The organism is Streptomyces sp. NPDC102258 (assembly GCF_055584685.1).
Genome location: NZ_JBVJLO010000021.1, coordinates 53,314 through 78,664, shown reverse-complemented (window position 1 = coordinate 78,664; position 25,351 = coordinate 53,314). Strand labels below are relative to the sequence as shown.

The window sequence follows — 25,351 nt, the reverse complement described above, 5'->3', positions numbered from 1 at the left end:
GGTGTCCAAAGGTTGCCGGAGTCGTTCGGTCGAGCCGGCCGGTCGGCTCTTCCAGCCTGACACGGGCGGGGACGGGCGGCAGTCCGGCGCGGCGGCACCCGCTGGCCGGGGCCCCGGGCCACCGGACGCGACGGGGCGCGTGAGGGCGCCGAGGCGGTGGTGACTGGCCGGAAAGAGCTGGTGGGGCGGCGTAGAAAGGGACCGGATCGAGGTGTTCCGGCCACGCGGCCGAAGGGGCGTGGGAAGGGTGGTCCACCGCATCACCGCCGTAGCGGAACCGGACCACGGAGGCCCCATGGACCCCAGCCCGTTCCTCCCCCAACCCCCCTTATCCCGCGAGGAGTTCGCCTCCGAGCTGACGCGGCTGCGCGAGAAGGCCGACCTGACCGTCCGCGCCGTCGCAGCCCGCGTCGGCGCACCGGGCGCCCACAGCACCATCGGCGGCTGGTTCGCCGGCCAGAACCTGCCGTCCATGGGGTCCCTGCCCCTGTTCCGCCGGGTGCTGCAGGTCTGCGGGGTGACCGACGCGGCCGAAATCGAGCGCTGGCTGGAACGGCTCGCGGAGCTGCGGCGCTCCCGCGTCCTGCGCGTCCCGGGAGGCGCGCCGCCCTACCGGGGGCTCGCGGGCTTCGAGGAACGCCACGCCGCCTGGTTCTTCGGCCGGGAGCGGCTGCGGGCCGTCCTCGTGGACCGGATCCTCGCCGAGGGCGCCGACGTACCCCAACTGCTTGTCGGAGCGTCCGGTTCGGGGAAGTCCTCCCTCCTGCGGGCCGGGGTGCTGCCCGTCCTGCGGAGTGAGCACGGCTGGACACCCGTGCTGCTCTCACCCGGCCGCGACCCGATGCGCGCCCTGACGTCCGCCCTCGCCGCGGCGTCCGCCCTGTCCACGGAGCCCGGCCTGGGGGACCCGGCAGGCGATCCCCTCGAACTCGCCGCACGGATGCGGGCGGCGGCCCGGCGCGAGGGCGTACGCGTCATCGTCGCGGTCGACCAGCTGGAGGAGGTGTTCACCGCATGCCCCGACCCCGCCGAACGGGAGCGGTTCCTGCGCTGCCTCGCGGCCCTCCCCTCCCCCGAAGTACGGGTCACGGGCTGCCTGCGCGCCGACTTCTACGCCCAGGCCCTCGACCAACGACCCCTCGCGGCAGCCTTGCAGAAGGGCCAGACCGTCGTGGGCGCGCTCAGCGAGGACGAGATCCGCGCCGTGGTCGGCGGCCCCGCCGCCAAGGCCGGGCTGGTCCTGGACGAAGGGTTCATCGACGTACTTCTCGCCGACCTGCGGGGTTCCGGCCCGGGAGCCCTGCCCCTGCTGTCGCACGCGCTGCTGTCGACCTGGGAACGCGGCCGCGGCGCCGCCCTGACCATCGCCGACTACCGGGCCGGCGGCGGGATGTCCGCGGCCGTCTCCGAGACGGCGGAAGAGGTCTACGCGGACCTGTCGCAGGCCGAGCGCGTCCGCGCGCGGCAGCTGTTCCTGCGGATGGTCGCGGTGGGCGACGGCGTGCCCGACGCGCGCAGGCTGCTGCCGCTGCCGCTGCCCCCGCCCACGGGCCACCCCGACCGGGCCGGGGAGGCGTACGCGGTGCTGGAGCGCTTCGTCGACCGCCGCCTCGTCACGCTCGACGGCGACGGCGCCAGGATTGCCCACGAAGCGCTGCTCACGGCGTGGCCGAGGCTGCGCGGCTGGATCGACGCCGACCGGGCCGGCCAGATCGTCCGGCAGGACCTGACGCGGGACGCCGACCGCTGGCTCGCGCACGGCCGCGATCCCTCGCTGCTCTACCGGGGCACCCGCCTGGCCGTGGCCGCCGACTGGGCCATGGACAGTGGCCACGCCCCGGAACTCGACGCCCGCGAGGGCGAGTTCCTCGACGCGAGCCGGCGGGCGGAGGACGGCCGGGTCCGGCGGGAGCGGCGCCGCAGCCGCCGGCTGCGCCGGCTCCTCGTCCTGCTCTCGCTGCTGGTCGTCCTGTCGGGCCTGCTCACCGGTGTCGCCGTGGTCCAGCGCCGGGACGCGCAGAGACAGCAGGCCGTCGCGCTGTCCCGGCTGGTGGCGGCGCGCGCCGAACGCCTGCGGGGCAGCGACCTCGCCCTCTCCGCGCAACTCGCCCTGGTGGCGTACCGCACGGCTCCCACCGCCGAGGCCCGGGAGGCGCTGATGGACGCCTCGGCGCTGCCCGCCGTGACCCGGATCCTCGCCTTCCGTGGCGTCGTACAGGCGGTGGCCCTCAGCCCGGACGGGCGCACCCTCGCGGCGGGCGGTCTCGACCACCAGGTCGCGCTGTGGGACCTGCGCGATCCGCAGCGGCCGCGACCGCTGGGGGCGGCGCCGGTCACCTTCCCCGACACCGTGTACGCGCTCGCCTTCAGCCCGGACGGCCGACGGCTCGCCGCCGGGTCGGGGGACGGGACCGTACGGGTGTGGGAGCCGTCGGGCCCCGGTCCGGCGGCGGCCGGGCTCCGGTCGTTCAAGGGGCCGGATTCGGCCGTGTACGGGGTGGCTTTCGCGCCGGACGGCATGACGCTGGCCGCGGCGGGCGCCGACGGCGGGGTGTACCTGTGGCCGGACCCGGCGGTGTCGGGGACGCGTACGGAGGAGGGTTCCGCCGCCGCCCCGGCGGCCGCCGCCGGGCCGCGGCTCACCGGGTTCACCGGGGCGGTGCACACGGTCGCGTTCCGGCCGGGCCCCGGCCCCGCCCTGCTGGCGGCGGGCGGCGCGGACGGCTCCGTACGCCTGTGGGACCTGGCCGACCCGGGGCGCCCGCGCGCGTACGGGCAGCCGCTGACCGAAGCGGCCGGCCCGGTGTTCGGGCTGGCCTTCACGGCCGACGGCGCACGGCTCGCCGCCGGGAGCCAGGACCGGTCGACACGGATCTGGGACGTACCCGCCCCGGGCTCCGACGCCGGCTCTCCCGCGGTGCTCGGCGGGGCCCCGGCCGCTCCCGACGGCCCGGCCAGCTACGTCAACGCCGTCGCGTGCAGCCCCGACGGGCAGTGGCTGGCGACCGGCAGCGCGGACAACCAGGTGCGCCTGTACGACGCCCGGACGCGCGTCCTCGCCGGGGTCTTCCCGCACCCGGGACCGGTCACCTCGCTCGCGTTCCATCCCGGCGGCCGCCAGTTGGTGGCGGGCGCCGCCGACGGAACCGTACGCCTGTGGCAGCTGCCTCCCCGCCCGCTGCGCGGCTTCCAGGGCACCGTCAACGCGATCGGCTACGCGCCGGACGGGAAGCTGCTCGCCGTCGCCGGGCGCGACGTACAGCTGTGGGACGTCTCCGACCCCTGGGCCCCGCGCCCCGTCGGGCCGCCCCTGACGAACCCCACGGGGTACTCCGCGACGGTCTCCTTCACCCCGGACGGCCGCACCCTCGCGGTGGGCGGCCGGGAAGGCAAGCTGTGGCTGTGGGACCTCTCCCGCCCCGACCGCGCCGCACCCTACGGAGCACCCCTGACCGGGGGCTCCGGAACCATCCAGTCCGCCGCCTTCGACCGGACCGGCCGGATCCTGGCCGTGGGCAGCGAGGGGCGCACCGTACGCCTCTGGAACACGGCGGAACCGGCGCGCCCGGAGCTCTCGGCGGAACTGTCCGAGCCGACGAACTACGTCTACGCGGTGGCGTTCAGCCCGGACGGGCGGCGGCTCGCCGCCGGCACGGTCGACAAACAGGTACTGCTGTGGCGGCTGCCGCAGGGCGGCGGCCGGCCGGTGGCGGAATCCACGCTGCGCGGGCCGGGCAGTTACGTCATGTCCGTCGCGTTCAGCCCCGACAGCCGGACCCTGGCGGCCGGGACCGCGGACCGGGACATCTGGCTGTGGGACGTGAGCGGCGACCGGCCGCGCGCCGCCGGGCCGCCGCTGACGGGGCCGGGCAGTTACGTGTACGCCCTGTCGTTCAGCCCGGAGGGCGGCACGCTCGCCGCCGCCAGCACGGACGGCACCGTATGGCTGTGGGACACCCGTGATCCGGGGCGGCCGCGGCCCCGCACCGTACTGAGCGGCCTCGGCGGGAAGGCGTACGCCGTCGCGTACAGCCCGGACGGCCGCTCCCTCGCGGCCGGCGGCGCGGGCCCGGCCGCGCTGCTGTGGTCCCGGGACGAGGAGGAGATCGCGCGGCGGCTGTGCGAGCGCGCGGGGACTGTCGTCACCGCCCAGGAGTGGGCCCAGCTCGTCCCCGGACTGGAGTACGCGCCGCCGTGCCGGTGAAGAGGGGGCGGGCTGTACGGAGTTGTACGGAGCGCCGTACGGGCCTGGTCGACCTGCGGTTCCTTCCTTCCGTCGGCGGCGGTCGGGGTGGCTCTCTGGTGGAGCGCCGCCGGATCCGCCGGGGGCGCCGCACACCACCGCGAATCTCCCGAGGAGAACGACGATGCGCATGACGACCACCACCACGCTGCGGTCCCGGGCCGGACTGGCCGCCGCCGCGGCCGCCGTCGCCCTGACCGGTCTGCTCGCCGGCGCCGGCGGCGCCGACGCGGCGGGCAGCTACATCTCGTCCAACAGCGGCGGGGCGAACGAGCGCACCTGCGCCAACACCGGGTGCGGTTCGCTCGGCTACCTGTCCAACGGGACCGGCGTCACGATGCTGTGCTGGACCGACAGCCAGTGGGTGTACCCGCCGAGCTCGAACTACGCCTCCAACCGGTGGTTCCGCGTCTCCAGTTACGTGGGGACCGGCTACGTCCACTCGTCGCTGGTGAGCGGCCAGACCAGCGTCGGCCACTGCTGACACCGCTGACACCGCTGACGTGGCCCATCGGCCCCCGGCTCCCGGCCTCCGCCGGGGGCCGGGGGCCCGGCCGCGCGCGGCTACTGTTCCGAGGGCGGGGACTCCGCGGTCTGGAGGGCCTGGGCGGCGATGGTGATCGCCTCCTCGTCACGGCCCGCCTCCTTCGCCGCCCGGGCCTGGCTGAGGGAGACGCGGAGCAGCCCGACGGCGTGCTCCGGCAGAGAGCCGGACGCCACGGCGTCCTCCAGCTTCCGGATGGTGTCCGCGGCCAGGTCGTCGGGCATCGTACGGCCTCCTCTGGGTGCGACTGAGGGCTGAGGCTTCCCGACGGTGCCACGCCACACCGCCCCGGACAAGGCGACGGGCCGGTAGCCCTACTTCCGCTTGACCGCCGACGACTTGTGCACGGCGGTACGGCCCGACACGACGCGGGTCACGTCACCCGGTCCCGTACCGCGGCAGGGCGACTCCCCGGCCACGCACCGCCCCTACGCGCTGTCCGGGAGGAGATGCCGGGCGCCCCACTCGCCCAGGGCTGCCAGCGCCCCGCTCAGTTCCCCGCCGAGCGGGGTCAGCGAGTACTCCACGCGGGGCGGGACCTCGTCGTAGACCTCGCGGTGGACGATGCCGTCCGTCTCCAGCTCGCGCAACTGCGCCGCGAGGACCTTCTCCGAGACACCGGGGACCAGTCGGCGCAGTTCGCCGAAACGGCGGCCCGGGCACTGCTCCAGCTCCCACAGGATCGACACCTTCCACTTGCCGTCGATCACCGACATCGCCGCCGCGATCCCGCAATGGTCCGCACTCGGCCTCCGCGCCAGCGTCGCCATCCCGCCCACCCCTTCCCACCTGCTCGCTCACCCCGGGGTAACCACCCACCGGTAAGTGCGTACTTGATCATCCGTCAGCCCGCTCCCAGGCTAAACGCCATGACTGACAACGACACCGGGCACCGCCCGCTCTCTCTCCTCGGCCTCGGCGACATGGGTACCGCACTCGCCCGGACCTGGCTCGCCGCCGGCCACGCCCTGACCGTCTGGAACCGCACCCCCGCCAAGGCGGAGGCACTCGCCGCCGAGGGCGCCGCCGTCGCCGCGCACCCCGCCGAAGCCGTCCGCGCGAACACCCTGATCGTGCTCTGCCTGCTGGACGACGCGAGCATCGGCTCGGTGCTGGACGGCGTCGACCTGAGCGGCAAGGACGTCGTCAACCTCACCACCGGCACACCCACCGAGGGCCGGGCCCGGGCCGCCTGGGCCGAGGAGCGCGGCGCCCGCTTCGTGGACGCCGGGATCATGGCCACCCCGTCGATGATCGGCGTCCCCGAGTCCGGCGGCTACGTCTTCTACAGCGGCTCCCGCGCCCTGCTCGACACCCACCGCGCGACCCTGGAGGTACCGGCCGGAGCCCGCTTCGTCGGCGCGGACCCCGGCCACGCGGCCCTGCACGACGTGGCGCTGCTGAGCGCGATGAACGGGCTCTTCGCCGGGATCTCGCACGCCTACGCGCTGATCGAGGGCGAGGACATCGCCCCGAAGGACCTGGCGCCGCTGCTGTCGGAGTGGCTGGGCGCGATGGGCTTCTTCGTCGGGAACGCCGCCGAACGACTGACCTCCCGGGACTTCACCACCGGGGTGGTGTCCAACCTGGCCATGCAGGTCGCGGCAAGCGGCACCCTGCTGCGCACCGCCGCCGACCAGGGCGTCAGCACCGAGCTGATCGCGCCGTACCTGGACCTCATGAGGGAACGCCTGGAAGCCGACCCGGCCGCCCACGCGACCGAGGACACGACCGGAGCGATCACCCTCCTGCGCCGTGCGCGCCGCGCCTCCTGAAACCTCTTGCCGGACACCCCGAAGGGGCGCGACGGCTGGACGCCTGAGTTCCGTTAATTGCCTCCCCGCGGGGTGAAACATTCCCCCGCTCCCGTCGCGTCAATGGGGTGAGTCGGACGCGAGGGGGGACGGGGATGCGGCACACACGCAGGGAGGGGTTCCGCGAGTTCGCGGAGGCCCGGGCGGGGGGTCTGTACCGATCGGCCTGTCTGCTGGCGAGTGGGGACACCCACCTCGCCGAGGACCTCGTACAGGAAACCCTGGGCCGGATGTACCTGATCTGGGGAAGGGCCTCCCGCATCGACAATCCGGCGGCGTACGCGCAGACGGTGCTGATACGGGAGTTCCTCAAGCACAAGCGCCGCCGCTCCGCGGGGGAACGGCCCTTCGCCGTCCCGGCCGAGTCGGGCGTGACGGTGGTGCTCCCGGCGGCCGGGACCGATCCGGTCCTGCGGCTGACCCTGTTGGAGGCGCTCGGCCACCTGGCTCCCAAGGACCGGGCGGTGCTCGTGCTGCGGTACTGGGAGGACCGCAGCGTCGAGGAGACCGCCGACGCCATGAACGTCAGCTCGGCGCCCGTGCGTACGCGCAGTACCCGGGCGCTCGCCCGCCTCCGCGCGGAACTGGGGGGCAGCCTCAGTGTGTTCGTGGCCACCTGAGGCCGCCGGACCGTCCTCCCCGCCCCTCCACCCCTCGCTCCCGTCAGGCCCCCTCGCCGGATCAGAGCCCGGCGCGTTCCTTCACCACCACCCGAAAGGTGCTTCGGCATGCCCTTTGAAGATGAGCTCGGTGCGGCCCTGCGGCGCACGGGAGACGGATTCGTTCCCGGCCGCCCGGATCTGGTGGCCGCCGGCGAACGGCGCGGCCGCCGCCTGGTGGCCCGCCGCCGGGCCGCCGTCGTCGGCGGTTCGGCGCTGGCCCTGGCCCTCGTCGGCTCCGTCGGGGCCTACGGAGGCGGCCTGCTCGGTGTCGGCAGCGGGGGCGACGGCACGGCGAACGTGGCCGCCGCCCCCGTCCCCACCTTCCAGACGGCCGCCGCCTCCACCCCGGTCACCGCGCAGTCCGCCGACGGGCTGAGCGCGGCCCGGCTGATCGAGACCTACCGGCAGTTGCTGCCGGGCGGCCGGGTGAGCGACACCACGGCCAGTGTGCCGGGCGGCGCCGACCCGTCGCCGAACGCGTCGGTGACCGGCGTGTACGACGACGGCAAGGGCCGCGCGGCGGTCTCCGTCGGCCTCGCCCGCACCGACCCCCACGGCCAGGCGGCCGAGGACATGCTGACGTGCCCCGACCGCAGGGTCGTCCCGTACGACTCCTGCACCGTTGAGACACTGCCGGACGGCGGCCGGCTCAACCTCTTCCAGGGCTACGAGTACCCGGACAAGCGCGAGCCCACCAAGCTCTGGCGGGCCGTCCTGGTCACCCGGGAGGGCTACCAGGTCGACGTGTCGGAGTGGAACGCCCCCGCCGAAAAGGGGCAGCCCGTCAGCCGGCCCAACCCGCCGCTGGACAAGGCCCAGCTGAAGGCCTTCACCACCTCGGCCCTGTGGCGCCAGATCGCCGGCCGGCTCCCCGCGCCGCCCCGGCAGGCCCCGGAGGGGGCCGGCGCCGCGGCCGCGAACCAGGCCGACGCGACGAGCCCCGACACCGCCGCCGGCACGACCAACGGCAAGGGCACCGGCACCGGCAAGGGCGCGCCCAGCGCCACCCCGGGCGCGCCGCAGCCGACCGCCGGGACGGGCCAGACAACCGACCAGGGGGACACGGGCCAGGCAGACACGGGCCAGGGCGAGTCGGCCCACGGCGGCAGCACGGTCGCGGTCCTGGAGTCCCTGGTGCCGAAGCCCGGCATCACGATCCTGCGCAGGTCCGGACAGCCCGGCTACGGCTCCCTCGTACTCGACGACGGCAAGGGCGCCTCGCTGGTCCAGGTCAACGTCCAGGAGGGCATGGGCGAGGTCCTCAAGCACCGCATGGAGGGCGCGGGCGTCATCGTCCTGCCCGACGGCACCCGGGTCCTGGCGGAGCGGAAGTCGGGTGAGAAGGGCGGCGCGGGCGTGGTCCGGTGGAGCGTCGACACGTTGCGCCCGGACGGGCGCCGGGTGGTCGTCTCGGCCTTCAACACCGGCGACCAGTCGAAGGCGGCCACTCGCGCCCAGCCCATCCTGACGATGGAGCAGATCAAGGCCATCGCCCTCGACCCGAACTGGTTCGCCTGACCCCACCCGGGGCCCCGCCGTCCGGCTCAGTGTCCGGCCCATTGCGCTGGTCGTTGCAGAGACATGACTGCGCGCGCTCGCGGGCACGTTGTCCCTCGTTCTGGCGTGCGCGGCCCCGACCGCCGCGCACGCCACCGGCGCCACCCCGGAGAAGGGCGGCCCCGTCGGCTACGCGGCCCTGGGCGATTCGTTCGCCTCGGGTGTCGGGGCCGGTTCCGTCGGCGGGGACTGCCGTCGCAGCTCCCTCGCCCACCCCTCCTTGTGGGCCGACGGGCCCCCGCGCGCACGGTTTCCGCTTCGCCGACGTCTCGGCCGCCTTCGCCGGTCACGAGATCTGCTCCGCCGACCCCTGGCTGCACGTCCCGTCACTCTTCACCGCGGACGTGGCGTACCACCCCACCGCCGAAGGCCAGCGCGAGGCCTACCTCCCCGCCTTGACGGCAGCACTCACCCCCTGACCCGTCCGCATGCGGCAAGGCCGCCCGGTGATCGTTGAGTTGGGCTAACAGCGATCACCTGTGCTATTTTTTGTGAGCGATCGTTCAACTATGGAGGTGCCCGTGGGACGCAGACAGCTCTGGGACCGGGCAGAGGTCCTGGCCTCTGCCATGGGCCTCTTCCGCCGCCAGGGCTACGCCGGCGCCTCGCTCCGGGACATCGAGGCGGCGACCGGGCTGCACCCGGGCAGCCTGTACCGCAACTTCGAAAGCAAGGACGGCCTGTTCCGCGCCGCCCTGGACGCCTACAACGACCAGGTCGTCCGGGGCCGGGTCCGGGAACACCTCCTGGAGCCGGCGGACCCCGTGGCCGGGATCCGCTCGTTCTTCACCTCGGCGTTCGAGACCGGCCCCGGACCCGATCCGGGCTGCCTGCTCACCAACACCGCCGTGGAGTCGTTCACCGTCCCCGAGGCCTCCGACGCGGTGCGCACAGGGCTGGAGACGATCGAGTCGGGCTTCACCGAAGCCCTGACACGCGCCCGTGGCCTGGGCCTGCTGTCCGCGGAGCTGGACGTCGAGGTGTCGGCGGCCCAGCTGCTGGCGCTCTACCAGGGCCTGCTGGTGCTGGTCCGGGCCGGCGCGCCCCGCACGAAACTGCACATGACCACCGACGGCGCGATGGCGTTGATCGGCCCCGAGAAAGAGGCACAGCGATGAGCGATGCACAGCAACCCCAGGACACACGGCAGCTCTGGGACCACTACGCCGCGTGCTGGTCGGCCGAGCCCGGGGAGCGGCTCGCCGCACTCGGCGCGGTCGTGGTCGACGACGTCGCCTACCGGGACCCGGGCACGGAGGTCGGTGGGCGGACCGAACTGGCCGCGTACATGACCGGCTTCGCCGGAGCCTTCCCCGGCCACCGGTTCCGCATAGACGAAGTACTCGAACACCACGACCGGTCGCTCGCACGGTGGACCCAGCTCGGCGAGCAGGGCGAACCCGCGATGGCGGGCGTGAGCACCGCGCTCCACCGCGAAGGCCGGCTGGCCGACATCACCGGGTTCTTCCTGCCCGCCTGACGGCCCCCGGCCTTCGCCCGCACTGTCGCGGCCGGTTGCGGCCGGTCGCGGCGGTCGCGGCGGTCGCGGTGCGTCACGGTCCGCCGCCTAGGATCACCGGCATGGCTCTGCGACCCGTCCAGGTGAACATCAAGGCCGTTGACAGCCCCGCGCTCGGCCGGTTCTGGGCCGGGGCGCTCGGCTGGAGCACGTACCCCGGGGCGTCCGGCGCGACGTACGTCGGACCCGCGGGCGGGCTCGTATGGCCGGATCCGGCCGCCCTCGGCATCGACGTGATCCCCGTCCCGGAACCCAAGACGGCGACGAAGAACCGCGTGCACATCGACCTCGCCACCACCTCGGCGACCCACTACGCCGAGCTGGTCGCCCGCGTGCGGGAACTCGGTGCGACACCCGCAGACATCGGCCAGGGCGACGACGTGCCGTGGACGGTGCTCGCCGACCCGGAGGGCAACGAGTTCTGCGTACTGGAGCCCCGGGAGGTCTACCGGGGGACCGGCCCCATCGCCGCAGTGGTGGTCGACTGCGCGGATCCCCCGGCCATGGCCCGGTTCTGGGGCGGGGCCATCGACTGGGACCTGCGCGAAGCGGCCGACGACCGCGCGGTGTTCCGCTCCGCCCGGGCCGAAGGACCGTACCTGGAGTTCCTGCGCACGCCGGGCAGCACGACGACGGCGCCGGACCGCCTCCACCTCGACCTGCTCCCGTACCCCGGCGGCGACGCCCCGACGGAGGCGGCCCGGCTGCGCGCCTTGGGCGCCACCGACCTCGACCTCGGCCAGGGCGACGTCCCGTGGACGTGCCTGGCGGACCCGGAGGGGCACGAGCTCTGCGTCCTCGCCCCGTCCTGACCCGCCGGCTGACAGACGCAAACGGGGCGGCGCGGGTGTCAGGGTGTGCGGGGGCGATTGCAGAAGATGCAGCCCTCCCAGTGAGGCAGTGCGCTGAGGACCCGGTGGTGCGCGCACGAAGCCACCGCACGTTCCTCCGCTGAGGGGAAGCGTCCGGGGAGCCCCGTACCGCCCACCGGTACGAAGGACTCGACCATGGCGCGGAACCGGCGCAGGTGGTCACGGGCGAACGGGGGTTCGTAGCCCAGCTCGTTCCACCGGTGGCGGCTCAGCGCGAGGGTGGTGGAGCGCAGCACGAAGTCCTTCGCCCGGGCACGCTCCGCCTCGGACGTGCCCCACACGATGTCCTCCAGGTCGAAGCCGACGGCCCCGCGCCCCATCACGTTCTGGTCCTGCAGCGTCAGGAGGGCGGCGAATCGGTAGTCCCACTCGGCGTCAGCGAGGGCGGACACCGCGAGCATCAGCACCTCGACGAACACCTCGGTGCCACCGTTGGACAGATCCAGACTCTGCCCGCCACCACCGAACACGTTTCCCATCGGCCCACACTACGACGTCCTCTCCCGGCCGGTGGGCGACGTACGCGGGGCGGCCCGGCCGTCGACTTCCTGCCACCAGCGTGGCAGTTTGGCCCAAGACACCTGGTTCAGTTGCCACCGCTGTGGCAGTATCGGCCCCGCAACAGCCGCTGCGCCGACGCCCCTTGGGGCCGGCGTGACATGTCCTGCGCGCCCTCGGGAGTCGGAGTCCAGACCGGTGACAGAAGCCTTCTCCTCCGTACCGGCCGGGCCCGGCTCGCGGCTGGCCGCGGCCGTCGAACGGGTCGTGGACCTGGGAGCCAAGCTGGGCCGCGGCCGCGCCGAGGTGCTGGACCCCGAGGCACTGCACCGTGCCTGCGGAGTCCCGCTCACCGTCGTACGGGCGCTCCTCCAGGGCCGGCCGGCCGGCGAGCCGGACATCCACGAGCGTTTCCGCCAGCGCCTCGACCTGCTCCACGCGACGTACCTCAAGGAGAACGGCCGCAAGTTCTCCCACGGGGAGATCGCCCGCCAGAGCGGCATCTCCCGACAGCAGGTCCAGGCGCTGCTCGGCGGCGACCGCCGCCCGACGATGGACCACTGCGCCCGCCTGGAGAGGTTCTTCGAACGGCCCGCCGGCTTCCTCCAGTCGGAGGACACCGAGGCGCTGAGCTGCGCCCTGGCCGCCGTCGAGCAAGCGCTGCTCCAGGAGTACCGGGAACACAGCGAACGCGGCGCCCTCGCGGCGGCCCCGGCCGGCGCCGGACGCCCGAGTCTCTACGAGCGGCACGGCGTCGACGGCATCGCCCTGCGCGCGGCCCTGCTCCCTGCCCAGGGGCGCACCAAGCTGCTCGAATGGCTCGACAACTACATGGACGAGCGCGCGGCCGAGGGGAACACCCCGGAGGAACAGGGCCCGGCCGGCCATGCGTCCTGAAGCGTGGAGGCCGACCGTGGCGCAGATAACCGGGATCTCGGCGGTCCCGGCGCCCGCGTCGCGTCGCCTGCGCCACGCCGCCGCCTTACAAGCGGGGGTCGAGTCGGCTGTGGCCGTCGCCCTCACGGCGTACGGGGCCGACCGTGTCTGATTCCGCCGGGGCGAGGGCGACTTCGACGACGGCCGCCCAGGCCGACAGACCGGACCCGGAGAGGGAGCACGCATGACCACGGTGTACTTCTACCTCCTCGTCGGCGTCCTCTCGCTCGCCTTCGCCCTGAGGGCGCCCGGACTCGTCAGACACTGGCGCGATCCCCTCGTCCGTTCCGTGACCCTGCTCCTGCCGCTGGGCGCCGCCGTCTTCTTCTTCGCGGCGCCGCCGACGATCTCCCAGGTGAACGCGATCACGGGGATCCCCAACTTCTCGGTACCGCTGGTCTACGGCATCGTCACCGCCGCCAGTGCGGCGCTCATCAACCTCACCATCACCTGGCGCGGAGGCCCGAGCGGCCGGCGCCGGGCCGCCACCCGCTGGTGCGTCGGCGTCTACGGAGCGGTGATCGCGAGCCAGTTCACCCTGTTCGCCCTCGGAGACGCGTCCGAGGAGCGCCTCCGGGACTTCGACACCTACTACGCCACCACCCCGTACGTCCGGGAGATGGTCGTCCTCTGCGTCCTGTCCTACGGGCTGGCGAACCTGGTCCTGGCCCGCCTGTGCTGGCGCTGGTCCCGCGAGGTCCCGGGCCTGCTGCGCACCGGGCTGCTCCTCATCGTGAGCGGATCCGTCCTGAGCCTGGGCTACGTGGCCTGCAAACTCCTGGCCCTCGGGGCGCGATGGGCCGGCCACGACTGGGACGGCGTCAGCACCACCGTCGCCCCGACGGTGTCCTCACTGGCCTCGCTCCTCCAGTGCGTCGGCCTCGCCCTGCCCTCCGCGAGCCAGGGCGGGATGAGCCTGTGGCGCCGATGGTCCCAGTACCGCCGGCTGCGGCCCCTGTGGCTCACCATGCGCGCGGTGACCCCGTACGAACTGGCGCGCATCCCCTGGTACTCCTCGCTCGGCAAGCGCCAGCTGCGCCGGACCTGCGACATCCGCGACGGCCTCCGGCTGATCGCGCCCCGTCTCGGCCACCACGCGGAAGGGGAGAGACGGGCGGACACGCTCCCCGCCGAGCTCAAACCCGGCGCCGCGCGGCATGTCGCCCTGGTGGTCGCGGCGTTCGACGCCTTGCGCGGCACCGAGAGCGACGCGGGGGACCGCGGCCTTGAGGGCATGTTCTCGGGCGGCGACGACCAGCTCGTCCGGCTCTCGGACGCCCTGCTGACCGCACCGGCCGCTCGGCCCTCCATTCACACGGATCCGCCCCCCGGCCCTCCCCCACCACGCCCGCCCGCTCCCCTCCCCGGCGGCCCTGAGAGAGCAGTCACATGACCCACCCCGGCAACACTCGCCCCGCAGCGATACGCCACCGGGCCCTCGTCATCGGCGGCGGCCTGGCCGGCACGCTGGCGGCCGCCGCGTTGCGCGAGGTGGCGGACGAGGTCCTCATCGTCGAGAACGACGAACTGCCGGCCGGCCCGGGCCCCCGCACGGGACTCCCCCAGGCGAGTCACGCGCACATGTTCTGGAGCAGCGGAGTGCACGCCGCCGAGGCCCTCCTGCCCGGCATCACCGAGCGGTGGACGGCCGCCGGTGCCAACCGCATCCCGATCCCCACCGGCATGGTCGGCTTCACCGCCGAGGGCTGGCTCCGCCGCTGGAGCGCCGAGACCGCCTTCCTGATCGCCTGCGGCCGCGACCTGCTGGACCACGTCGCCCGCGACCTCCTGCTGGCCGACGCCCGGGTGACCGTCCTCCAGCGCACCCGCGTCGAGGGCCTCGCCGGCACGGCCGCCCGCGTCACCGGCGTCCGCACCCGGGGGGCGGACGGCCGGGAAGCGGTACTGGAGGCCGACTTCGTCGTCGACGCGAGCGGACGGGGTTCGCGAGCCCCGCGGCACCTGGCGGAGCTGGGGGTCGCTCCCGCCGTCGAACGCTCCCTCGACCTCGGCCTGACGTACGCCAGCCGCGTCTTCCGCGCCCCCGCGGAAACGGCCGGCTTCCCGCTGGTCGTCGTCCAGTCCGACCCCCGCACGGCACGCCCCGGGCAGAGCGGCAGCATCCTCCCCATCGAGGACGGCCAGTGGATCGTCACCACGGCCGGAACCAGAGGGGGCGAGCCCACGGCGCACAGCGAGGACTTCGAACCGTTCGCCCGCGGGCTGCGCCATCCCCTCATCGGCGAGATCATCTCCGGCCTGGAGCCGCTGACCGGCGTCACGCTCAACCGCAGCACGCGCAACAGCCGCCGCTACTTCGAGAACGTCAGGAACTGGCCGGAGCGGTTCGTCGTCCTCGGCGACGCCCAGGCGGCCTTCAACCCCATCTACGGGCACGCCATGTCCGTCGCCGCCCAGGGCGCGCTCGCGCTGCGCGACCTCGTCGCGGCCCACGGCGTCGACGCGCCCCGGCTCTCCCGGCGCGTCCAGAAGGCCATGGCCAAACCGGTCGCCGCAGCCTGGGACCTGGCCCTCGGACACGACGTGTTCTATCCGGGCGCCCAGGGCAGCGCCCAGAGCACCCCGACCCGCAAGGACAAGGTCCTGTCCGGCTACACCTACCGCCTGCTGAACACCTGCTGCGGCAGTTTCACCATGACGAAGGACTTCTTCGACGTCACCTCCCTCCAGGCCCCGCTGACCACCCTGGTCACCCCACGCGTCCTCCTCGCCGCCCTCCGCGGCCCCCGACACCCTCCCCTGAACGCACCGCCCCTGACCCCCCAGGAACGGGCGTCCATAGGCCTCCCCGACCCAAAATGACAGGCACGTGCTCGGCCCGCGGCAGACAGGGCCCGGCACCGGCGCGGGGGCACGGCGTCGAAGAGGCCGACACGGAACCCGGAACACGGTGGCGGAGTTCCCACGGTTGTCGCCCAGCAGGAACAACCGCCCCCGGGGCACCGACACGTCGAACGCCGCGGGCGTACCCGCCACTGGATCGCCGCCCTGGAGGTACGGCTCGTCCAGCGGCTTCCCATTGAGCGTCAGCGTACGGTCGCCGGGCGCGTAGGTGACGCGGTCACCGCCCACGGCGATCACCCGCTCCACGGAGAGGCCCCTGCTCAGACCTAGGGCAGCACTGTACTGCCCGGCCGCGGCGGGACCGCGGCCGGAGCTCAGCGGCCGGCCGGTCCCAACGTTTCCGTGATGGCTTGCGCGGCGTGGCCCAGGGTGGGGAAGCAGGCATCGGCTTCGGCGAGCAGTTCGGGCGTATGCGTGGTTGTCACGGCGTAGACGGTGCAGCCGGCGGTGCGGCCGGCCCGGATGCCGGCCGGTGAGTCCTCGACCACCACGCATCGGCGCGGGTCTACGCCGAGTTGTTCCGCCGCGGCGAGGTAGCCGTCCGGTGCGGGTTTGCCGCGCTGGACGTCCTCGGCACAGATGCGCACGTGCGGCACGGGAAGCCCCAGGCGTTCCATCCGTAACCGAGTCGCCGCCCTCCGACTGGAGGTGACGACTGCCCAGGGCGTCATCAACGCGCGCAGGACGCCGGCGGCGTCAGCGTAGGGGCGCATGGCCTCTTCCTCGGCGGCCATCAAACGATCCAGCACCTGGTTCTCGTCCGCGATGTCGAGGTCCGGACCCACGATGCGCAGGGTGTCTTGGCGCCGCCTGCCTTGAGTGACCTGCCGCACGTACTCCGGGTCCAGGCCGCGTAGTTTCGCCCACGAGGCCCACACGCGGTCGTGGGCCGCCCCGGAGTCGATCAATACGCCATCCACGTCGAACAGCACAGCGCACGGCGTCGTCGTCATGCCCACACCCTCCTGCGCTCGCGCAGCGGTGCGCAAGCGCCATGCCCGGACCTGGCTCGGCCGCCGCCCCAGGCCGCCGGCTGGTCGCGCACGGAACTGCGCGGCCACACCCCCCTGAAACCCCGCGCGCCCCGTCACAACTCGGCACGCCGGTTCGTCAAGGAGAGGAGACCGCCGGACAGCCCGGCAGACACGAGGGAGTGCCACCCATGACGAACGACGAGGACCGTTTCATCCTGCTCGAACCCGGTGCCGTCCGGCCGGGCCGCGTACCGTTGCCGCTCGCCTTCGCCGTCAAGGCCGCCACGGCCGATACCCAGGGGCGGCTGTCGGTCCTCGAAGTGACGCTGGCGAAGGACATTCCGCGGCACGTCCACCACCGGGCCGACGAGTGCGTCTACGTCCTTGAGGGGGTCCTCGCCATCGAGTTCGACGACCAGACCCACCTCGCGCCGCGAGGGGCCTTCGCCCTGCTGCCCCGTGGCGTCCCGCACGCCCTGCGCCGCGCCTGCGACCCGCCGCCGCGCATCCTGCAGATCTCCTCCCCGGGCGGCTGGGAGTGCTACGTCGAGGACCTGGTCGAGGCCGGCCCGACCGTCCTCACCGGCGGCGAACTGGACCCTGAGAAGATCAACCCCATCGCCGCCCGACACCACATCCATTACGAGGAATGACACGCGCTTGAGGACACGCCAAGCGGGCTGCGGGCCGGATTCGCCGCCGCGGCGCCGTGTCATGGCCGCGGCTCATCCACACCAGGACGGTCTGGCACATGGTCGACAACGAGCACATGGACGTCCCCGCGCTGCTCGAATCAGCCTCCCTGTTGGTCCCGGAAGAGACCGCCACCGAGAACGACATCACGCTGCGAGACGTCTGGGACTACCTCGCCCACGACGAGTGGGAGATCGCCTTGAGCCTGCTGGAGGAGCTCGCGGAGGTGCGCCCGCTCCCTCTGGCGTTGTGGGAGAAGCTCGCCGAAGCGGCCGAGCAGCTCCGGCTGGAGCGGAGCGCGGCCTGGTGCCATTGGCGGTGCGCCGAGATCCGCAACGGCGTGATCCGGGCAGAGCTGAGGCTCCGCCCCGCCGGCGAGGGCCGGCGTACGACACCCATCCCCGGCGCCGGCGTCCTGCGGCCCATGTGGGACATCGGACACCTCTCGCCCACCGGAGAACGCGCGGTCAGCATCGCCGCGCTCTGGGTGGAGAACATGCCCGTTCTGCAGCCGGGCGGGCAGGCCACCGTGCGCCTCGTGCCCCTCACCCCCTCCCACTGGACGCACGTCCGACCCGGCCGGCAGATCACCCTGCACGAGGACCGGACCGTGGCCGGGACCGCGGTCGTTTTGGAGGTTCAGCCCCCTGCGACCGGTCATGCCCGGAGGGTGACGTGACCGGCGCACGCGCCGGAGGGGGCCGACAGGCGGTCACTCACCGCGTTCGGCGAGCTCGGGGCTGGTGAGGATGAGCCGTTCCTGATCCGTCTTCGAGGGTGCGATCTGAAGAAGCGGTCCGTTTTCGGGCGTGCGGCGTTACGGCGGTGCCGCTTACGAGGAGTACCGTGGCAGGGGTCCGGCGGAAGTGTGCTGACGGCGGAAGCGCCGGAGCCCCCTTTTATGCCGTCCCCCATACGCCCTGACCAGCCATCCCCCCCCGGCTGCGTCAGGGCCCGCCCCGACCGGCCTCTCCCCCCCTGGCCGGTCGGGGCCCTTTTTCTCCGGAGCCGGCGGGTGATCCAGTCGTTCTACTCGTCCTACTCGGTGTGCAGCACCGAGGCGATGGTCATCCGGGCCGCCGAGCGGGCCGGGACCAGGGCGCCGAGGACTGCGATCACCACACCCGCCAGGAGCAGCGCGGTCAGCTGCGGCACGTGCCACACGTCCTTCATGTACGCGGGGAAGTCCACCACCCCGACGTGGTCCACCACGAGGCGGTGCGCCGCGATCCCGAGCGGGATGCCGAGCAGCCCGCCGAACGCGCCCGGCCCGGCGACCGAGGTCACCGTCATCACCACCACCTGCCGGGGGGTCATCCCGATCGACTTGAGCATGCCCAGGTCCCGGCGCCGCTCGCGGGTGTTCAGCAGGACGGTGTTGAAGACACCGAGCGACGCGACGAGCGTCAGCAGCACCGTGAACACCGTCGAGAAGGTGATCACGGTGGCGGTGCCGGCGTTGCCGGAGTCCATCACCGACGCGGACAGACCCGGGTCGAGCGCCGCGACCGCCTCGGCGTAGGCGCGCGCGTCGGCCCCGGGGGCGAGCCGCACCGTGTACTCGGTGGCGTGGGCGTCCGGGGCGAGGAGGGCGAGGGTCTCCCAGGTGGCCTCCAGGGCCCGGGCGTTGCCCTCGATGAGCTGCCCCACGACGGTCGCGGTGATCCTCCTGCCGTTCAGCTCCAGCGTGACCCGGTCACCGAGCTCCAGCCCGCGCTGGGTGAGGAACGCCGGACCGGCCACGATCTCGCCCGCCGCGCCCGGCGCCCGGCCCTTGACGATGGTGTGCTCGTACAGCGAATCGTCGCCGCGATAGAAGTCGGCGTAGACGGGCTGGGTCTGCCCGGTCAGGTTCACCTGGGACAGCGCGCGGGCCTGTACCCCCTCCGCGCCCGGCAGTGACCGTAGCCGTTGGTCGATCTGCGGGTCATCGAGCCGGGGCGGGGTCCGGTCGTTGCCCGACCCGCCGGTCGTCACGTGGATCCGGGCGCCTCCGTCCTCCCGCCCGGTCTCGCCGTACGCCACCATGGTGCTGGTCAGCCCGGTCGACAGGGTCACCGTGGTGACGCCGAGGACGATGGCCGCCAGGGTCAGCAGGGTGCGGCCGGGGCGGGCGAACGGCAGGCCGAGGCCCATGCTGACCGGACGCGACAGCCGGCTGGCGCCGAGCCACCGCTGCACGCGCAGCCCGCGCCCGGTTCGCGGCGCGCCGCCCGCGCTGATCGCCCGTGCGGCGGGCAGCCGGTGGGCGCGCAGGGCGGGGACCAGCGCGGCCAGCAGGACGAGGGCGGCCATGCCCGCGAGGCAGGCCACGGACACCCACGGGCTGAAGTCGCCGACCGGGGCCCGGCCCACCTCGATGCCGGTGAACGCGACCCTCAGGATCGGCCCGGCCAGCGCGTTGCCGGCCAGCGTGCCCAGCACGCAGCCCACCACGGCCGGTACGGAGAGCATCGTCAGGTAGACGGCGACGACTTGGTTGGGGGTGAAGCCCAGGGCCTTGAGCACCCCGATGTGCCGGTACCCGGAGACGACCGCCCCGCTGACCACGTTGCCGACGATCAGGGTGGAGACGAGCAGGCCGAGGATGGCGAAGAGCGTGATGAACGGGAGGTAGGAGTCGGCCAGCGCGGAGAAGGCCTGCTTGAGGGTGAGGTAGGTCTGGGCGCCGGTCAGCGCCTCCCCGGGCAGTCCCGTGGTGGCCCGGGCCAGCGAGGCGCTGAGCCGGGCCTGCGTCGCGGAGTCCGTGAAGCGGTAGAGCATCTGCGCGGAGGCCGGGTGCAGGGCGGCCATCTGCTCGGGGGAGACCCAGGCGCTCGCCGACTTGCTCATGCTGGTGGCGAATCCGACGACGGTCAGCGTCACCCCACCAGGGGTCTCCAGCCGGGTGCCGAGGAGCGCGGTGCCGGGGGAGCCCTGGGAGGACCAGTTGACGACGATCTCGCCGGGGGCGGTCGCCCAGTGGCCCTCAAGGAGGTCGATCCGGTCCACCGGGCCCGCCGGATCGGCCCGGCCCACCACCGTGAGGGTGCCGCCCGCCGTCCAGAGCCAGTCCTTGGGGATGTCGAGGACGGCCTGCCCGAACGGCCCTGCCGCGGCTTCCACCCCGGGCTGCCGGGCGGTCCGCGCCAGCTGCTCCGGCGAGACCTTCGTGGTGTCGAACGTCGCCACCGTATGGGCACCGCGCTGTTCGGCGTACGCCTTGTCGAAGGGGCCCGAAGCGGCGCTCAGCAGCGCCAGCGCGAGCAGGACGGTCGTGGTGGAGCAGAACACGACGAGCCCGATGACGAAGGTCTGGACCCGGCGGCGCTTCACGGCCGCGCGCGAGGCTCTCCACACGGCGCTCACGCGGTCGCCTCCAGCGTGCTCTCGCGGGCGACCCGGCCGTCGGCGACTTCGATCAGCCGACTGGCGCAGCGGGTGGCCAGTCGCGGGTCGTGGGTGACGATCAGCAGGGTCTGGCCGATCTGGTTGAGGTCGATCAGCAGATCCATCACCTGCTCGCCCGACCGGCTGTCGAGGGCCCCGGTCGGCTCGTCGGCCAGCAGTAGGGCCGGCCGGTTCATCAACGCCCGTGCGACGGCGACGCGTTGGCGCTCGCCGCCGCTCAGCGTCGCCGGATAGTTGTTCCGGCGCTCGGCGACACCGAGTTCGTCCAGGAGCTCCAGAGCGCGGCGGCGCGCCTGCCGGGCCGGGGTGCAGGTCAGCTGCGCGGCCAGCGCCACGTTGTCCAGGACGGGCAGATCGTCGATGAGGTTGAAGAACTGGAAGATCATGCCGACGTTCCGTCGCCGGAACAGCGCCAAGCCGGTCTCGTTGAGTTTTCCGAGGTCATGTCCCTGTACCTCGACCGTGCCCGAGGTCGGCCGGTCCAGGCCGGCCACCATGTTGAGCAGGGTGGACTTGCCGCAGCCGGAGGGGCCCATGACGGCGACCGCGTCCCCTGCCCTGATCTCCAGGGACAAGCCGTCCAGGGCCTTCGCGTCGCCGTACTCCTTGTGCACGCCGTCCAGCCGCACCACCACGTGCCGGGTACTTCCGTGATCAGTCGTCATGATGCGCAATGTAGGAGGGAGTCGGCGGACGGGGCGTCCCTCCCCGGATGTATCGGTCCGGGCAGGTCATCCCGGAGATGTACGCGGCTGTATCCGGGGGCCGATGCGGTGCGCGCCGTACGGCTGCGAAGATGTTCCGGTGAGGGGATCGGGATCCGGGACGGTGTGGCTGATCATCGCCCTGGCGGCGGCGGTTGGTGCCGCCGGGTGTCTGTGCGTGGCGGCCGTTCGGGCGCGGCGGCGGCACCAGGCGGCCATCGAGGAGCGCGGCTGGCTGCTGGAGCGGGAGCGCGAGAGCGCGGCGCGGACCGCGGTCGACGCCGAGCGGGCCAGGATCGCCGCCGAGCTCCACGACATCGTCAGCCACAACGTCAGCCTCATGGTGGTCCAGGCCGGGGCCGCCCGCGAGGTGCTGGCCACGATGCCCGAGGAGGCCGCGGCCGCGATGAGCGCCGTCGAGACCGCCGGGCGCAACACGATGACCGAGCTGCGGCACCTGCTCGGCTTGCTCGCGCCCGCGCAGAACGGCGACGACGAGCCCTACGGCATGGACCTGTCACCGCAGCCGAGCCTGAGCCGGCTCAGCTCGCTGATCGACCGGATCGCCTTCGCCGGCCTGTCCGTGGAGATGCGCGTCTCGGGTGAGCCGCGTCCGCTGCCGCCCGGGATCGACGTCACCGCCTACCGCATCATCCAGGAGGCCCTGACCAATGCCCTCAAACACGGAGACGGGGCGAAAGCCGAGGTGACGGTGCGCTATGCCGACCACTACCTGCGCGTCGAGGTGCTGAACAGCGGACCGAGCGTCCTGTCGGACAGCCGGCCCGCGCGCAGAGAGCCGGCCCCCGGCCGGGCCGACGGAACGGGACGCGGGCTGCTCGGTCTGCGGGAGCGGGTCGCCGTCTACGGCGGCGACCTGGACGCCCGCCGCCGCCTCGGCGGCGGCTACCGCGTCCGCGCCCGGATCCCGCTGGACCGGCCATGACGACGCCGCCCCCCGCATCCGCTGCCCCCCGCGTCGTGATCGCCGACGACCAGGAACTGGTGCGCACCGGCTTCCGCCTGATCCTCACCGCCCGCGGCATCGACGTGGTGGGGGAAGCCGGTGACGGAGCCGAGGCCGTGGCCGCCGTACTGAGGCTGCGGCCCGACGTCGTACTGATGGACATCCGGATGCCCGTCATGGACGGCCTGGAAGCCGCCCGCCGTATCCTCGCGCGGGCGCCGGACTGCCGGGTGATCATGCTGACCACCTTCGACCTCGACCACTACGTCTACGCCGCCCTCGCCGCCGGAGCCAGCGGTTTCCTGCTCAAGGACGTCACCCCCGCGCATCTGGCCGCGGCAGTACGCCTGGTGAGCACCGGCGACGCCCTCCTCGCCCCCTCGATCACCCGCCGCCTGGTGGAACGCTTCGCGGCGGGCGCCGCCGGAACCGGTGCGGGCCTCGCGGCCCCGGCCGTCCACCGGGACCTGGCCGCGCTGACGCCGCGCGAGCGCGAGGTGCTGACGCTCATGGGGCGGGGGCTCTCCAACGCCGAACTGGCGCGGGACCTGACGCTCAGTGAGGCGACCGTGAAGACCCATGTGGCCAGTAACCGGGGCCACCGGAAACGTGGGCGGGCCGCTGACGCGGGCGCTGGCCGAGGCGGGCCGGCCGGTGACGGCGGTGTCGCGGCACGCGACGCCCGCGACCGACGGCGTCCCCCGCGGCGTCCGCCACCTGAAGGCCGACCTCACCGACGCCGCCACCCTCGAACCGGCCCTGGACGGGGCGCAGGCGCTGTTCCTGATGCTGCCCGGCGACCTGCACGCCGCCGGGGCCGACCCGGCCGGCATCATCCGCCGGGCCGCGGCCGCCGGGGTGCGCCGGATCGTCCTGCTCACCTCGCTGGCCGTGGCGACCAGGCCCTACGGCCCCACCCGCATCGCGATGCGCGCCGTCGAGGACACGCTGCGGGAGTCCGGCCCCGACTGGACCGTCCTGCGGCCGGGCGGCTTCGCCTCCAACGCCCTGTGGTGGGCCGATTCCGTCCGCGAACGACGGGTCGTCGCCGCGCCCTTCGGCGACACCGGGGTGCCGGTCATCGACCCGGCCGACATCGCCGAGGCCGCGGCGGCCTGCCTGCTGGACGACCGGCACAGCGGCGCGGTGTACGAACTGACCGGCCCGGAGACGATCACTCCGCGCGGGCAGGCGCAGGCCATCGCCCACGTGCTGGGCGCACCCGTACGGTTCCACGAGCTCACCCGCGCGGAGGCCGGGGCGGCCATGGCCCGGAGCATGCCGGCCGAACTCGCCGAGGACACCCTGGACATCCTCGGCGCCCCGAGCGCGGCCGAGGTACGCGTCAGCCCGGACGTACGGCGGATCCTCGGCCGCGCCCCCCGCCCCTTCGCCGACTGGGCGGCCCGCAACATCGCCGCGTTCCGCTGAGACCGCTGCGGCCTGCCGCCAGGGCGGCGGACGCCCGCGCCGGTCAGAACCCGCAGGGGGTGCGCGCGTCCTGGAAGAGCTCCGGGTGGCGGCGGCGGTACTCCACCAAGGACTGGGCCACCGCGGCGCCCTCGCCCACGGCCGCGCCGACCCGCTTGACGGACCCCGACCGTACGTCGCCCACCGCGAACACCCCGGGCCGGCTGGTCTCCATCGCCAGCGCGTCCGGACCGGCCCCGCCGCCGGTCAGGACGTACCCGCGCTCGTCGACCTTCAGCGCGCCGCCCAGCCACTCGCTCGACGGGCGGCCGCCGATCAGGACGTACAGGCAGTGCGCGGCGACGGTCCGCTCGCCGCCCTGGCGGTCCCGGAGCGTGAGCCCGGTGAGGGTGGACTCGCCGAGGCAGGCCGCCACTTCGGTGCCCAGTAGCACCTTCAGCCCGGGGGTCCGCTCGATGCGCTGCACCAGGTAGCTCGACATGGACGCGGCGAGGTCCGTGCCCCGGACCAGCAGGGTGACGGAGCGGGCGTAGCGCGCGAAGTAGAGGGCGGCCTGTCCGGCGGAGTTGCCCGCGCCCACCATGTACACGTCCTCCCCGGCGGTCGAGGGGGCGTCGGAGAGACAGGAGCCGTAGTAGACGCCGGAGTTGAGGAGCCGCTCGACCCCGGGGGCCGCCAGGCGGTTCCAGTCCACCCCCGTGGCGACCACCACGGCGGCCGCGGTCACCGAGGCCGTCTCGTCGGTGCCGGCCTTGACGAACTCGACGGTGTGGCCGCCCGTCGCGGTCGGCGTCACCCGGCTGGCCACCCGGGTGGGCTGCCACTCGACGCGCGCCCGGCGCGCCTGCTGCAGGGCCCGCTGGGCCAGGTCACCGCCCGAAAGCCCGACGGGGAAGCCGAGGTAGTTCTCGATCCGCGAGGTCGTCCCCGCCTGTCCGCCGGGCGCGTCGTCCTCGATCACGACCACGCTCATGCCCTCGGCGGCGGCGTACACCGCCGCCGACAGGCCTCCCGGGCCACCGCCGATCACGGCGACGTCGTAGTGGTCCTGCCCGGCCGGCCGGATCAGGCCGAGCCGCTCGGCCAGCGTGCTGATCGACGGGTCCACCAGCTCGGTGCCGTCCCCGAGCCGGACGGTCACCGGCGCCTCCCGCACCTCCTGCTCGGGCCGCCACCGGTAGAGCACGCCGCTGCGGCCGAGGAAGTCGCGTACCGCGTACGCGGCGGGCGAGAAGCGGCTGCCGCGCACCTCGGCGGTGGGCAGGTCGCCCGCGCGGTCGGCGTTCCAGGTGCACAGGGAGTCGTCGAGCGCGTCCCGGAGCCGCTCGGCCCGGCCCTCGTCGCCCCCGTCGGCCTCGGTACGGGCGCCGGGCACGGCCGCGGAGACCCCGGTCAGCGGCAGCCAGCGGACTCCGGGGTGCGCGGCGGCGGGCTCCGGCGCCTCGTCCGCGAGCACGGCCGCCACCGGCACGTTCCGCTCGGCCAACCCCGCCATCGCCCGGACCACCTCGGCCGGCCCTCCGACCTGCAGCACCCGGAACGACGTCCGGTACCAGCTCTGCACCAGCTCGGCCGTCTCGTGCCGGCGGAGCGGATCGGAGTCGGAGAGAACGATCACCGGCAGTGCGGCATCGGCCATCAAGAGGTCCTCCAGGCAGGTGGTGTCGAGGGATCGGCTTCCC

The 25,351-nt window shown here is 73.9% G+C and carries 23 protein-coding genes and 2 pseudogenes; 17 read left to right on the top strand and 8 right to left on the bottom strand.

The window, feature by feature from the left end; translation table 11 throughout:
- Nucleotides 1-295: 295 nt before the first annotated feature.
- Together ACZ6ZT_RS28885 and ACZ6ZT_RS28880 are read left to right on the top strand one after the other, a co-directional pair.
- Nucleotides 296-4,204: an nSTAND1 domain-containing NTPase gene (locus ACZ6ZT_RS28885; RefSeq protein ID WP_469722991.1), complete on the top strand. Its 3,909-nt coding sequence runs from the start codon at nt 296-298 to the stop codon at nt 4,202-4,204.
- A 163-nt stretch (nt 4,205-4,367) separates the two neighbouring features.
- Nucleotides 4,368-4,727: an SH3 domain-containing protein gene (locus tag ACZ6ZT_RS28880; RefSeq protein ID WP_469722989.1), complete on the top strand. Its 360-nt coding sequence runs from the start codon at nt 4,368-4,370 to the stop codon at nt 4,725-4,727.
- An 80-nt stretch (nt 4,728-4,807) separates the two neighbouring features.
- Here the strand turns inward: ACZ6ZT_RS28880 and ACZ6ZT_RS28875 are convergent, their stop codons facing one another.
- Together ACZ6ZT_RS28875 and ACZ6ZT_RS28870 are read right to left on the bottom strand one after the other, a co-directional pair.
- Entirely contained in the window at nt 4,808-5,011 is a 204-nt protein-coding gene (locus ACZ6ZT_RS28875) for a hypothetical protein (protein ID WP_469722988.1), read from the bottom strand.
- A gap of 204 nt (nt 5,012-5,215) precedes the next feature.
- The gene (locus ACZ6ZT_RS28870; RefSeq protein ID WP_469722987.1) at nt 5,216-5,557 is read right to left on the bottom strand and encodes a winged helix-turn-helix transcriptional regulator; all 342 of its coding nucleotides are present in this window, start codon (nt 5,555-5,557) and stop codon (nt 5,216-5,218) included.
- Nucleotides 5,558-5,656: 99 nt separating this feature from the next.
- Between ACZ6ZT_RS28870 and ACZ6ZT_RS28865 the strand changes: the two genes are divergently transcribed.
- The 6 genes from ACZ6ZT_RS28865 (at nt 5,657) to ACZ6ZT_RS28840 (ending at nt 11,151) form a co-directional block, all read left to right on the top strand.
- On the top strand, nt 5,657-6,562 hold the full coding sequence (locus ACZ6ZT_RS28865) for an NAD(P)-dependent oxidoreductase (RefSeq protein WP_469722986.1): 906 nt from the start codon (nt 5,657-5,659) through the stop codon (nt 6,560-6,562).
- Nucleotides 6,563-6,696: 134 nt separating this feature from the next.
- The gene (locus tag ACZ6ZT_RS28860) at nt 6,697-7,221 is read left to right on the top strand and encodes a SigE family RNA polymerase sigma factor (RefSeq protein ID WP_469722984.1); all 525 of its coding nucleotides are present in this window, start codon (nt 6,697-6,699) and stop codon (nt 7,219-7,221) included.
- Between the two features lie 108 nt (nt 7,222-7,329).
- A complete protein-coding gene (locus tag ACZ6ZT_RS28855; RefSeq protein ID WP_469722983.1) occupies nt 7,330-8,781 on the top strand; it encodes a hypothetical protein in 1,452 nt (483 codons plus the stop codon).
- Between the two features lie 560 nt (nt 8,782-9,341).
- Entirely contained in the window at nt 9,342-9,938 is a 597-nt protein-coding gene (locus tag ACZ6ZT_RS28850) for a TetR/AcrR family transcriptional regulator (RefSeq protein WP_469722981.1), read from the top strand.
- A complete protein-coding gene (locus ACZ6ZT_RS28845) occupies nt 9,935-10,300 on the top strand; it encodes a nuclear transport factor 2 family protein (protein WP_469722979.1) in 366 nt (121 codons plus the stop codon). The genes ACZ6ZT_RS28850 and ACZ6ZT_RS28845 overlap by 4 nt, the downstream gene beginning before the upstream one ends.
- 101 nt (nt 10,301-10,401) lie before the next feature.
- Nucleotides 10,402-11,151 carry a VOC family protein gene (locus tag ACZ6ZT_RS28840; protein ID WP_469722977.1) on the top strand — a complete coding sequence of 250 codons (750 nt, stop codon included), beginning with the start codon at nt 10,402-10,404 and terminating at the stop codon, nt 11,149-11,151.
- Nucleotides 11,152-11,189: 38 nt separating this feature from the next.
- Here the strand turns inward: ACZ6ZT_RS28840 and ACZ6ZT_RS28835 are convergent, their stop codons facing one another.
- Nucleotides 11,190-11,690 (bottom strand): hypothetical protein, encoded by a 501-nt coding sequence (locus tag ACZ6ZT_RS28835; RefSeq protein ID WP_469722976.1) that lies wholly within the window; start codon nt 11,688-11,690, stop codon nt 11,190-11,192.
- Between the two features lie 217 nt (nt 11,691-11,907).
- Between ACZ6ZT_RS28835 and ACZ6ZT_RS28830 the strand changes: the two genes are divergently transcribed.
- The 4 genes from ACZ6ZT_RS28830 (at nt 11,908) to ACZ6ZT_RS28815 (ending at nt 15,468) form a co-directional block, all read left to right on the top strand.
- On the top strand, nt 11,908-12,606 hold the full coding sequence (locus tag ACZ6ZT_RS28830; protein ID WP_469722975.1) for a helix-turn-helix domain-containing protein: 699 nt from the start codon (nt 11,908-11,910) through the stop codon (nt 12,604-12,606).
- 16 nt (nt 12,607-12,622) lie between these two features.
- On the top strand, nt 12,623-12,757 hold the full coding sequence (locus ACZ6ZT_RS28825; RefSeq protein ID WP_469722973.1) for a hypothetical protein: 135 nt from the start codon (nt 12,623-12,625) through the stop codon (nt 12,755-12,757).
- 72 nt (nt 12,758-12,829) lie between these two features.
- A complete protein-coding gene (locus ACZ6ZT_RS28820) occupies nt 12,830-14,038 on the top strand; it encodes an MAB_1171c family putative transporter (RefSeq protein WP_469722972.1) in 1,209 nt (402 codons plus the stop codon).
- A complete protein-coding gene (locus tag ACZ6ZT_RS28815) occupies nt 14,035-15,468 on the top strand; it encodes an FAD-dependent oxidoreductase (protein ID WP_469722971.1) in 1,434 nt (477 codons plus the stop codon). Before ACZ6ZT_RS28820 ends, ACZ6ZT_RS28815 begins: the two co-directional genes overlap by 4 nt.
- A 105-nt stretch (nt 15,469-15,573) precedes the next feature.
- Here ACZ6ZT_RS28815 and ACZ6ZT_RS28810 read toward each other — a convergent pair.
- Nucleotides 15,574-15,747 (bottom strand): annotated as a pseudogene (locus ACZ6ZT_RS28810) (S26 family signal peptidase); the annotation flags it as partial.
- 77 nt (nt 15,748-15,824) lie between these two features.
- Nucleotides 15,825-16,463 carry an HAD-IA family hydrolase gene (locus ACZ6ZT_RS28805; protein WP_469722969.1) on the bottom strand — a complete coding sequence of 213 codons (639 nt, stop codon included), beginning with the start codon at nt 16,461-16,463 and terminating at the stop codon, nt 15,825-15,827.
- A gap of 209 nt (nt 16,464-16,672) precedes the next feature.
- Here ACZ6ZT_RS28805 and ACZ6ZT_RS28800 point away from each other — a divergent pair, with 209 nt between their 5' ends.
- Both ACZ6ZT_RS28800 and ACZ6ZT_RS28795 read left to right on the top strand, forming a co-directional pair.
- Complete coding sequence (locus tag ACZ6ZT_RS28800) at nt 16,673-17,137, top strand: cupin domain-containing protein (protein WP_469722967.1); 465 nt, start codon at nt 16,673-16,675, stop codon at nt 17,135-17,137.
- A gap of 98 nt (nt 17,138-17,235) precedes the next feature.
- Complete coding sequence (locus ACZ6ZT_RS28795; protein ID WP_469722966.1) at nt 17,236-17,856, top strand: hypothetical protein; 621 nt, start codon at nt 17,236-17,238, stop codon at nt 17,854-17,856.
- Between the two features lie 359 nt (nt 17,857-18,215).
- Here ACZ6ZT_RS28795 and ACZ6ZT_RS28790 read toward each other — a convergent pair whose 3' ends face one another.
- Together ACZ6ZT_RS28790 and ACZ6ZT_RS28785 are read right to left on the bottom strand one after the other, a co-directional pair.
- Nucleotides 18,216-20,525, bottom strand: coding sequence for an ABC transporter permease (locus tag ACZ6ZT_RS28790; RefSeq protein WP_469722965.1), 2,310 nt, complete (start codon nt 20,523-20,525; stop codon nt 18,216-18,218).
- Nucleotides 20,522-21,232, bottom strand: coding sequence for an ABC transporter ATP-binding protein (locus tag ACZ6ZT_RS28785; RefSeq protein ID WP_469722963.1), 711 nt, complete (start codon nt 21,230-21,232; stop codon nt 20,522-20,524). The genes ACZ6ZT_RS28790 and ACZ6ZT_RS28785 overlap by 4 nt, the downstream gene beginning before the upstream one ends.
- A 139-nt stretch (nt 21,233-21,371) precedes the next feature.
- On the opposite strand from ACZ6ZT_RS28785, the gene ACZ6ZT_RS28780 reads away from it, so the two are divergent.
- The 3 genes and pseudogenes from ACZ6ZT_RS28780 to ACZ6ZT_RS28770 all read left to right on the top strand — a co-directional run bounded on the left by ACZ6ZT_RS28780 (nt 21,372) and on the right by ACZ6ZT_RS28770 (nt 23,669).
- Nucleotides 21,372-22,217 (top strand): sensor histidine kinase, encoded by an 846-nt coding sequence (locus tag ACZ6ZT_RS28780; RefSeq protein ID WP_469722962.1) that lies wholly within the window; start codon nt 21,372-21,374, stop codon nt 22,215-22,217.
- Nucleotides 22,214-22,825: pseudogene (locus ACZ6ZT_RS28775) on the top strand (response regulator transcription factor); the annotation flags it as partial. The gene ACZ6ZT_RS28780 and the pseudogene ACZ6ZT_RS28775, both read left to right, overlap by 4 nt.
- Nucleotides 22,818-23,669 carry an SDR family oxidoreductase gene (locus ACZ6ZT_RS28770; RefSeq protein ID WP_469722961.1) on the top strand — a complete coding sequence of 284 codons (852 nt, stop codon included), beginning with the start codon at nt 22,818-22,820 and terminating at the stop codon, nt 23,667-23,669. The pseudogene ACZ6ZT_RS28775 and the gene ACZ6ZT_RS28770, both read left to right, overlap by 8 nt.
- A 43-nt stretch (nt 23,670-23,712) precedes the next feature.
- Here the strand turns inward: ACZ6ZT_RS28770 and ACZ6ZT_RS28765 are convergent, their stop codons facing one another.
- Nucleotides 23,713-25,308, bottom strand: coding sequence for an NAD(P)/FAD-dependent oxidoreductase (locus tag ACZ6ZT_RS28765; protein WP_469722960.1), 1,596 nt, complete (start codon nt 25,306-25,308; stop codon nt 23,713-23,715).
- Nucleotides 25,309-25,351: the final 43 nt, after the last annotated feature.

Bases quoted from the DNA above. Each gene is read 5' to 3' on its own strand.
- ACZ6ZT_RS28785 (WP_469722963.1), bottom strand. From the start codon at position 21,232: ATGACGACTGATCACGGAAGTACCCGGCACGTGGTGGTGCGGCTGGAC.
- ACZ6ZT_RS28860 (WP_469722984.1), top strand. From the start codon at position 6,697: ATGCGGCACACACGCAGGGAGGGGTTCCGCGAGTTCGCGGAGGCCCGG.
- ACZ6ZT_RS28820 (WP_469722972.1), top strand. From the start codon at position 12,830: ATGACCACGGTGTACTTCTACCTCCTCGTCGGCGTCCTCTCGCTCGCC.
- ACZ6ZT_RS28795 (WP_469722966.1), top strand. From the start codon at position 17,236: ATGGTCGACAACGAGCACATGGACGTCCCCGCGCTGCTCGAATCAGCC.
- ACZ6ZT_RS28870 (WP_469722987.1), bottom strand. From the start codon at position 5,557: ATGGCGACGCTGGCGCGGAGGCCGAGTGCGGACCATTGCGGGATCGCG.
- ACZ6ZT_RS28875 (WP_469722988.1), bottom strand. From the start codon at position 5,011: ATGCCCGACGACCTGGCCGCGGACACCATCCGGAAGCTGGAGGACGCC.
- ACZ6ZT_RS28840 (WP_469722977.1), top strand. From the start codon at position 10,402: ATGGCTCTGCGACCCGTCCAGGTGAACATCAAGGCCGTTGACAGCCCC.
- ACZ6ZT_RS28805 (WP_469722969.1), bottom strand. From the start codon at position 16,463: ATGACGACGACGCCGTGCGCTGTGCTGTTCGACGTGGATGGCGTATTG.
- ACZ6ZT_RS28855 (WP_469722983.1), top strand. From the start codon at position 7,330: ATGCCCTTTGAAGATGAGCTCGGTGCGGCCCTGCGGCGCACGGGAGAC.
- ACZ6ZT_RS28770 (WP_469722961.1), top strand. From the start codon at position 22,818: ATGTGGCCAGTAACCGGGGCCACCGGAAACGTGGGCGGGCCGCTGACG.
- ACZ6ZT_RS28765 (WP_469722960.1), bottom strand. From the start codon at position 25,308: ATGGCCGATGCCGCACTGCCGGTGATCGTTCTCTCCGACTCCGATCCG.
- ACZ6ZT_RS28835 (WP_469722976.1), bottom strand. From the start codon at position 11,690: ATGGGAAACGTGTTCGGTGGTGGCGGGCAGAGTCTGGATCTGTCCAAC.
- ACZ6ZT_RS28865 (WP_469722986.1), top strand. From the start codon at position 5,657: ATGACTGACAACGACACCGGGCACCGCCCGCTCTCTCTCCTCGGCCTC.
- ACZ6ZT_RS28845 (WP_469722979.1), top strand. From the start codon at position 9,935: ATGAGCGATGCACAGCAACCCCAGGACACACGGCAGCTCTGGGACCAC.
- ACZ6ZT_RS28815 (WP_469722971.1), top strand. From the start codon at position 14,035: ATGACCCACCCCGGCAACACTCGCCCCGCAGCGATACGCCACCGGGCC.
- ACZ6ZT_RS28885 (WP_469722991.1), top strand. From the start codon at position 296: ATGGACCCCAGCCCGTTCCTCCCCCAACCCCCCTTATCCCGCGAGGAG.
- ACZ6ZT_RS28800 (WP_469722967.1), top strand. From the start codon at position 16,673: ATGACGAACGACGAGGACCGTTTCATCCTGCTCGAACCCGGTGCCGTC.
- ACZ6ZT_RS28880 (WP_469722989.1), top strand. From the start codon at position 4,368: ATGCGCATGACGACCACCACCACGCTGCGGTCCCGGGCCGGACTGGCC.